This window comes from Mangrovicoccus sp. HB161399 (assembly GCF_013184745.1).
In the GTDB taxonomy this organism is placed as follows: Bacteria; Pseudomonadota; Alphaproteobacteria; order Rhodobacterales; family Rhodobacteraceae; genus Mangrovicoccus.
Map to the genome: position 1 here is coordinate 1 of NZ_JAATVU010000250.1, position 1,140 is coordinate 1,140.

The following is a 1,140-nucleotide window of genomic DNA, read 5'->3' on the forward strand; positions in this document are numbered from 1 at the left end:
CGCGCCATGCGCGAGAGCGCGGTCTTCGCCGAGGCACTTCTCGAAATGAACAAGGCTATGGGGGCCCCATGATCGACGCAAAGGCCTTCGGGGTGGAACTGGCTGCCATCGTGCAGCGCGCCACGGCCCCGCTGCAGCAGCTGATCGAGGCGCAGGCGGCACGCATCGCCGATCTTGAAAAGGCCATCGCCGCGATGCCCGCGCCGCAGGACGGCGCGCCAGGGCGCGACGGCGCCGATGGCGCAAGCGTCACGCTCGGCGACGTGCTGCCCGACCTGCAGAAGCAGGTGGACGAGTTCCTGGCTGCAGTGCCGCTGCCGCAGGACGGCAAGGACGGCGCGCCGGGCCGCGACGGCGTGGATGGTGCGCCTGGTGCTGACGGCGCCAGCGTGACCGCCGACGACGTGCTGCCGGTGATCGGAAAGCGGGTGGACGAGTACCTGGCGGCGCTGCCCGTGCCGCAGGACGGCAAGGACGGCGCGCCGGGCCGCGACGGAGCCGATGGTGCGCCCGGTGCCGACGGTGCCGATGGCGTCAGCCTGGCCGGGGCCATGATCGACCGGAAGGGCGCGCTGGTCGTCACGCTGTCGAACGGCACCCTGCACGAGCTCGGAATCGTGGTCGGCAAGGACGGTGATCGTGGCGCTGATGGTCGTGACGGGCTCGGGTTCGAGGATCTGGAGTTCGAGCCAGACGCAGATGGGCGCCTATGGGCGAAGTTCAGCCGCGGCGGAATCGTCAAGCGCGCGCTCATTCCCGGGATCCTCTACCGCGGCGTTTACAAGTCAGCTGACGGCTACCTTAAAGGCGACGCCGTGACCTATGGCGGCGGGATCTGGATCGCTATGCAGGACAGCCCGGACGGCAGGCCTGATGGCGGCCCCGGCTGGCAGCTGGCGAACAAGCGCGGAAAGGACGGCCGCGACGGCAAGGATGCGGGGTCGGCAAATGCCTGAACTGTGCCCGGTGGAAGAGGTCAAGCTGATCCTCAAGATCGAGGGCGACGACCACGATTTCGACCTGCACCACCTGGTGCAAGCCGCCTCAGACGTCGTGATCCGCTATCTGGACACGCGGGCCGCCGAGGTCATGGGGCTGGACGAAAACGGCAAGCTGACGGCCGAAAGCGTTGTGCCGGAG

The 1,140-nt window shown here is 68.8% G+C and carries 1 protein-coding gene and 1 pseudogene; both read left to right on the forward strand.

Features of this window, described 5'->3' with window-relative positions:
* Positions 1–956 (forward strand): annotated as a pseudogene (locus HCC78_RS32670) (hypothetical protein); the annotation flags it as partial.
* Positions 949–1,140 (forward strand): hypothetical protein (locus HCC78_RS32675; protein ID WP_172332837.1); only part of this gene is annotated, 192 nt, incomplete at its 3' end. The pseudogene HCC78_RS32670 and the gene HCC78_RS32675, both read left to right, overlap by 8 nt.